This window comes from Microbispora sp. NPDC049125, from assembly GCF_040802045.1.
GTDB lineage: Bacteria > Actinomycetota > Actinomycetes > Streptosporangiales > Streptosporangiaceae > Microbispora.
In genome coordinates this window covers 56444-62834 of the sequence record NZ_JBEZDW010000035.1, presented here as the reverse complement: position 1 = coordinate 62834, position 6391 = coordinate 56444, and the positions used below count along the sequence as shown (strand labels likewise).

10 protein-coding genes are annotated in these 6391 nt (G+C 70.7%); 6 read left to right on the top strand and 4 right to left on the bottom strand.

The window, feature by feature from the left end; genetic code table 11:
• From AB0B72_RS31305 to AB0B72_RS31290, 4 genes are all read right to left on the bottom strand, one after another.
• Positions 1-560 (bottom strand): hypothetical protein (locus AB0B72_RS31305; protein WP_367742853.1); only part of this gene is annotated, 560 nt, incomplete at its 3' end.
• A gap of 251 nt (positions 561-811) precedes the next feature.
• Positions 812-1468, bottom strand: a complete 657-nt coding sequence (locus AB0B72_RS31300) for a hypothetical protein (protein WP_367742852.1) — start codon at positions 1466-1468, stop codon at positions 812-814.
• A 141-nt stretch (positions 1469-1609) separates the two neighbouring features.
• Entirely contained in the window at positions 1610-2182 is a 573-nt protein-coding gene (locus AB0B72_RS31295) for an isochorismatase family protein (RefSeq protein ID WP_367742851.1), read from the bottom strand.
• 62 nt (positions 2183-2244) lie between these two features.
• A complete protein-coding gene (locus AB0B72_RS31290; protein WP_367742850.1) occupies positions 2245-3576 on the bottom strand; it encodes a nicotinate phosphoribosyltransferase in 1332 nt (443 codons plus the stop codon).
• Positions 3577-3615: 39 nt separating this feature from the next.
• Between AB0B72_RS31290 and clpS the strand changes: the two genes are divergently transcribed.
• The 6 genes from clpS to AB0B72_RS31260 all read left to right on the top strand — a co-directional run bounded on the left by clpS (position 3616) and on the right by AB0B72_RS31260 (position 6346).
• The gene (clpS, locus tag AB0B72_RS31285; RefSeq protein ID WP_367742849.1) at positions 3616-3903 is read left to right on the top strand and encodes an ATP-dependent Clp protease adapter ClpS; all 288 of its coding nucleotides are present in this window, start codon (positions 3616-3618) and stop codon (positions 3901-3903) included.
• 24 nt (positions 3904-3927) lie between these two features.
• Positions 3928-4452 (top strand): DUF2017 domain-containing protein, encoded by a 525-nt coding sequence (locus AB0B72_RS31280; protein ID WP_367742848.1) that lies wholly within the window; start codon positions 3928-3930, stop codon positions 4450-4452.
• A 9-nt stretch (positions 4453-4461) separates the two neighbouring features.
• Positions 4462-4881 (top strand): Mov34/MPN/PAD-1 family protein, encoded by a 420-nt coding sequence (locus AB0B72_RS31275; RefSeq protein WP_367742847.1) that lies wholly within the window; start codon positions 4462-4464, stop codon positions 4879-4881.
• A gap of 15 nt (positions 4882-4896) precedes the next feature.
• Positions 4897-5025 carry a hypothetical protein gene (locus tag AB0B72_RS31270; protein WP_367742846.1) on the top strand — a complete coding sequence of 43 codons (129 nt, stop codon included), beginning with the start codon at positions 4897-4899 and terminating at the stop codon, positions 5023-5025.
• 94 nt (positions 5026-5119) lie between these two features.
• Positions 5120-5398, top strand: coding sequence for a MoaD/ThiS family protein (locus AB0B72_RS31265; protein ID WP_367742845.1), 279 nt, complete (start codon positions 5120-5122; stop codon positions 5396-5398).
• Positions 5399-6346 (top strand): PLP-dependent cysteine synthase family protein, encoded by a 948-nt coding sequence (locus tag AB0B72_RS31260; RefSeq protein WP_367742844.1) that lies wholly within the window; start codon positions 5399-5401, stop codon positions 6344-6346.
• The last annotated feature ends 45 nt before the right edge of the window (positions 6347-6391 follow it).

Genomic DNA, 6391 nt, shown 5'->3' with positions numbered 1-6391 from the left:
GTCTGCTCGACGTTGGTGAGGCGGGTTCCGAGGGCGGCGATGTCCGTTCGTGTGTCCTGGACGGTTTGCTCGACGTTGGTGAGGCGCTGTCGTGTTTCTTCGGTGACTTGCTCGACGTTGGTGAGGCGGGTTCCGAGGGCGGCGATGTCCGTTCGTGTGTCCTGGACGGTTTGCTCGACGTTGGTGAGGCGCTGTCGTGTTTCCTCGGTGACCTGCTCGACCCTGGTGAGGCGCAGATGTGTCTCCTCGGCGCTCTCCTCCACCTTGGCGAGGCGGGTGTTGATGACGGTGATCTGGTTCTTGAGGACCGCCACCCCGGCGCGTGTCTCCTCGGCCGTCTCCTCGACCTTGGTGAGCCGGGTCCCGAGGGCGGCGACGTCGGCCTGTGTCTTCTCCGTCGCCTGCGCCACCCGGTCGAGGCGGTCGAGGGCGTATTCGAGCTTGGGGAACAGCATGTTCATCGCCTCATAGGCGCGATCCGTTGCCTGCTGCCTGCCCATCACCCTGAGCTCGATCATTTCCCTCTCCAAACGCGATACCCGCTCGGCGAGCGCTGCCATCGGTTCTCCTTCGGGGGTTCGGTCAGCGTAGCCGGGGGCTTCGCTGGTGAGGAAGGGCTCCTCACGCCGGCAATTCTCCTGAGCGCCGCACCCATGTCCCTGAAAACTCGTGAACCGATATTCGCGCACGTCGGAGACGTGGTGGAAATGTTTTCCACGTGGACGAAAATCCTCCACAGCCCTCGCCGAAACGGCGTGTGATTTGGCTGTGATCACCGATATCTATATTGATTTGGCAAATTGTCGGAATCTCACCATTTCACCGGGATGTGATGACCCGTGTGGCCGTTCACCGCGACGTAGCGCCGGTGGTGCCGCAGCGGAGGTGTGAGCCGCAGGTCGAGCGAGGCGCGTCCGCGCGCCACACTGACCGGCACGTCCTGTGTGCCCTCGTGGTGCCTGTGCGGCGCTCCCTCCTGCAGCCAGATCCGCAGCCGCCGCCCGCTGTGGTGCAGCGCGATGGTCGCCGTGCCGCACTCCCCGGAGGCGGCGGGCCAGGAGACCGTGACCCCGTCCACGAGGCCGCCGTGGCGCGACAGCCGTACGGACTCGGGCATGGGGATGCGGGACGCGCAGCCGGGCGCGCCGGGGGCGGCCTGGCCCGCGACGGCGCCCGGAGGGAGTGCGGACTGGCCCGCGACGGCGCCCGGAGGGAGCGCGGCGGGCGCGGCGGGGGCGCCGTGGCCCGCCATGGTCTCCCGCGCGGCCTCGGCGGCGGCGGTCTCCCGTGTCCCCTCAGGAGCGGCGGCCTCGCCGGTGAGGCCGACGACGATCGTGCAGATCTGCAGCGCCGCCAGGGTCAGCGCCCCCGTGGCGCGGCGCGTTCCCGCGTTGCCGCGGCCGAACAGCAGCCAGACGCAGACCGGGGTCAGGACGAGCCAGGTGAGGCCGAGCAGGAACGCGAACATGTCGGAGACGCCAATCCATGAGGAGTTGTCGCTCTCCGTAATACACCCATGACCCTTGGTGGTGAAGCCATTGACGGCCATCTCCCGCGCGGCGTCCCGGAGACCGCGCGCTCGGGAACGGGTCGCTCAGGAGTGGGCCGCTCAGGAACGGACGACGGGTGACCCCACGAGCTCCACCCCGGCCCCGGCGAGCTGGACGAGGGCGGCGTCGGTCGTCTCCCTCGCCACGCCCGCCGTGAGGTCCAGCAGGACCCGTACGGCGAAGCCGTGCCCGGCCGCGTCGAGCGCCGTGGCCCGCACGCAGTGGTCGGTGGCGATGCCGACCACGTCGACGGCCTCCACGTCCCTGTCCTTCAGCCAGCCGGCCAGGCCGGCGCCGTCCGCCGACGAGCCCTCGAAGCCGCTGTAGGCCGCCGCGTGCGCGCCCTTGCTGAAGACCTCCTCGACCTTCGCCAGGTCGAAGGCGGGGTGGAACGCGGCGCCGGGGGTGCCCGTCACGCAGTGCGGCGGCCAGGTGTCCACATAGTCGGGCCGGGCGGCGAAGTGGCCTCCCGGGTCCACGTGATAGTCGCGGGTGGCGACCACGTGGTCGTAGGGGTGGTCGCGGACATGGCGGCTGATCGCGGCGGCCACGTCGGCGCCGCCGCCGACGGCGAGGCTGCCGCCCTCGCAGAAGTCGTTCTGCACGTCCACGACGACGAGCGCCGTCTTCATCGGATCACCTCGGGGGAGATCACGGGAGACCGGCGTCGTCCTCACGCGCCGGTCCCCCGCGATCAATTGAAGATAGTAGGGACTGCGGGGTCCGCGGGGGAGAGGCTGTGGGCCTCCTGGGGCAACTCCGCCAAAGTGGCCCGGTGCCGCTCCCTTGCGGCCTCGAGCGGCTCCCGGCCCACGATCAGGCCGTCTCGTACGAGCTCGGCCAGCAGCGGGCGGCCGGCGGAGTCCTCCGGGGCGCCGGTGACGATCTCGCCGGTGGCCGTGCCGCGGGTGGTCCTGCGGTAGGCCCACTTGCGACCTCCCTTGCTCGGTTTGCCCACCGACCGTTTGGCCACGGGTTCGAGCGCGCCCGCCGCGTCCTCCCGGGCGACCAGCTTGTAGACCAGGCTCGCGGTCGGGTGGCCGGAGCCGGTGACCAGGGCGGTCCCGACGCCGTAGGCGTCCACGGGGGCCGCGGCCAGCGCGGCGATGGCGAACTCGTCGAGGTCGCCCGTCACGACGATGCCCGTCCGGTCCGCGCCGAACGCGTCGAGTGTCCGCCGCACCTCCATCGCCGCCACGCCGAGGTCGCCCGAGTCGATGCGCACCGCTCCCAGGCCCGGCCCGGCCAGCTCGACGGCCGTACGGACGGCCTTGTCCACGTCGTAGGTGTCCACGAGCAGCGTCGTGCCGAGCCCCAGGGACTCCAGCTGGGCCCGGAAGGCGTCCTCCTCCGAGTCGTGGAGCAGGACGAACGCGTGGGCGGCCGTGCCCGCGGTCGGGACGCCGTACCGCCGTCCGGCCATGAGGTTGGACGTCGAGGAGAAGCCGCACAGGTAGGCGGCGCGGGCGGCGGCGACGGCGGCGAGCTCGTGGGTGCGGCGCGAGCCCATCTCGATCAACGGCCGGCCGCCCGCCGCGCGGACCATCCGCGAGGCGGCGGCGGCGATCGCGCAGTCGTGGTTGAGTATCGAAAGGATCACGGTCTCCAGCACCACGGCCTCGGCGAACGTCCCCTCGACCACCATGATCGGCGAGCCGGGGAAGAACGCCTCCCCTTCGCGGTAGCCGTAGACGTTCCCGGAGAACCGGTAACCGGCGAGGAACTCCAGCGTTCCCTCGTCGACGATCCCGGCCTCCCGCAGGAAGGCGAGGTCCTCCTCGCCGAACTGGAAGCCCTCCAGCGCGTCGAGGATCCGGTCGACGCCGGCGACCACGCCGTACCGCCGGCCGCCGGGCAGCCGCCGGGCGAAGACCTCGAAGACCGCGCGCCTGTGCGCCGCGCCGCTGGACAGCGCGGCCTGGAGCATCGTCAGCTCGTACTGGTCGGTCAGCAGGGCCGCGCTCGCGTGAAGGCCCGGCCGGAGGCCCGGGGAGTGGCCCGGCGCGGGGCCTGTCGTCGTCCGCACGAGTCGAAGACTACGACCGTCGTGGTGCAGGATGGTTACGTGGGTAGCACAGCTCCAGCGGAGGTCGCGCGTCCGAGGTCGGACGTGCGTCCCGATCTGCCGTGGCTCACGATCGTGTGGAACGACCCGGTGAACCTGATGTCGTACGTCACGTACGTCTTCCAGACCGTGTTCGGCTACCCGCGGCAGAAGGCCGAGAAACTGATGATGGACGTCCACCACAAGGGGAAGGCCGTGGTGTCCAGCGGCACCCGCGAGGAGATGGAGCGCGACGTCCAGATCCTCCACTCGTACGGCCTGTGGGCCACCGTCCAGCAGGACTCCTAGCGTCGCCGTCCTGCGAGGAGAGGCATGAGCACTGGTTTCAAGGCGACGCGCGGAGGCGTCTCGGTCCACCTCGACGCGGGCGAGGTGTCCATCCTGCGGTCGCTGGCCGGGCAGATCCTGGGCCTGGTGGAGCCCGGCTCCACCGGGGACGACCCGCTGGAGCGGGCCCTCGGCATCGGGTCGCCCATCGCGCCCACCGATCCGGTGCTGGCGCGCCTGTTCCCCTCGGCGTACGGCGAGGACGAGGCGGCGTCGGAGGAGTTCCGGCGCTACACCGAGGCCACGCTGCGCGACGCCAAGCGGGCCGACGCGACGACGCTGCTGGAGACGGCCGCGCCCGGGAGGCTGGAGCTCACGGCCGAGCAGGGGCAGGCGTGGCTGCGGGCCATCAACGACGTCCGGCTGGCCCTCGGCGTCCGGCTGGAGGTCACCGAGGAGATCCACGAGGAGATCGCGGTGATGTCGGAGGACGACCCGCGCTATCCGGCGTTCGTGACCTACGACTGGCTGACCTACCTGCAGGACACCCTCGTCCGGGCGCTTTGGTAGTTTTCCCGCATGCTGACGATCTCACGCGAGCTGGTCGACAAGATCGTGGCCCACGCGCGGGCCGACCACCCGGACGAGGCGTGCGGCGTGGTGGCCGGGCCGGCCGGGTCGGACCGGCCCGAGCGCTTCGTCCCGATGGAGAACGCCGAGCGCTCGCCCACTTTCTACCGTTTCGACTCGATGGAGCAGTTCCGGGTCTGGCGGGAGATGGACGACCGCGACGAGGTGCCCGTGGTGATCTACCACTCGCACACGGCCACCGAGGCGTATCCCTCCCGGACGGACGTCAGCTACGCCTCCGAGCCGGACGCGCACTACGTCCTGGTGTCGACCGCCCTGTCCACCGCTGCCGGCGAGCCGCAGTTCCGCTCCTTCCGGATCCTGGACGGCGTCGTGACCGAGGAGGAAGTCAAGATCGTCGAGTCCTGAGGTTAAACTGGCGGCGTGCCCATCGATGACGCTCGCCCCGAGTCGTCGCCGGCCGTCCTGCCGCGCCGGGTCCGCCCGGGATCTCCTGTGCAGAAGTTCCTCTTCGCGCACACGCCGTCCGTCGTGGTCTACGACTGTCGCTGAATTCCGCCTACGGAATCCTCGCCCACCTGACCATGTTCCACTCAGGTGGATGTCCACCATCATGACGACCACTGATCAAGGAGATTGAACCGCGATGGCCATCGAGGTCCGCATTCCGACCATCCTCCGCACCTACACCGATGGCGCCAAGGCGGTCGACGCCAAGGGAGCCACCCTCGAAGAGCTGATCGGAGACCTGGAGTCGCGCCACCCCGGCCTCAAGGCCCGCCTGGTGGACGACTCGGGGCTGCGCCGCTTCGTCAACGTCTACCTGAACGACGAGGACGTCCGCTTCCTCGGCGGCCTCGGCACGCCGGTGTCGGACGGCGACACGGTGACCGTGCTGCCCGCGGTCGCGGGTGGAGCGCGCTAGATGCGTTTCGACTCGCTGATCGACTCGGTCGGGCGTACGCCCCTGGTGGGCCTGCCGCGCCTGTCGCCCTCCGGCGACGTGCGCGTCTGGGCCAAGCTGGAGGACCGCAACCCGACCGGGTCGATCAAGGACCGACCGGCCCTGTGGATGGTCGAGCAGGCCGAGAAGGACGGGCTGCTCACCCCCGGCTGCACGATCCTGGAGCCCACCTCGGGCAACACCGGCATCTCGCTGGCCATGTCGGCCCGGCTCAAGGGCTACAAGCTGATCTGCGTCATGCCCGAGAACACCTCCGAGGAGCGCCGGCAGCTCCTGCGCATGTGGGGCGCGCAGATCATCTCCTCGCCCGCCGCGGGCGGGTCGAACGAGGCGGTCCGGGTGGCCAAGGGCCTGGCGGCCGAGCATCCCGACTGGGTGATGCTCTACCAGTACGGCAACCCGGCCAACTGGCGCTCCCACTACGAGTCCACCGGGCCGGAGATCCTTGAGGACCTGCCGTCCGTGACGCACTTCGTCGCCGGGCTCGGCACCACCGGGACGCTCATGGGCGTCGGGCGCTTCCTGCGCGAGCACGTGCCGGACATCAAGATCGTCGCCGCCGAGCCGCGGTACGGCGAGCTCGTCTACGGCCTGCGCAACGTGGACGAGGGGTTCGTCCCCGAGCTGTACGACGAGTCGGTCCTGACCACGCGCTACTCGGTGACCTCGGCGGACGCCCTGCGGCGCACCCGCGAGCTCCTGGCCGCCGAGGGCATCTTCGCCGGCGTGTCGACCGGCTGCGCCCTGCACGCCGCCCTCGGCATGGCCCGCAAGGCCGTGGAGGCGGGGGAGCGGGCCGACATCGTCTTCGTCGTCGCCGACGGCGGCTGGAAGTACCTGTCCACCGGCGCCTACGAGGGCACGCTGGACGAGGCGGAGAGCCGCCTGGAGGGCCAGCTCTGGGCCTGACCGGGAGCTCCTTCCCGGGAGGCCGGGGCCGTTGTCGCCGATCCC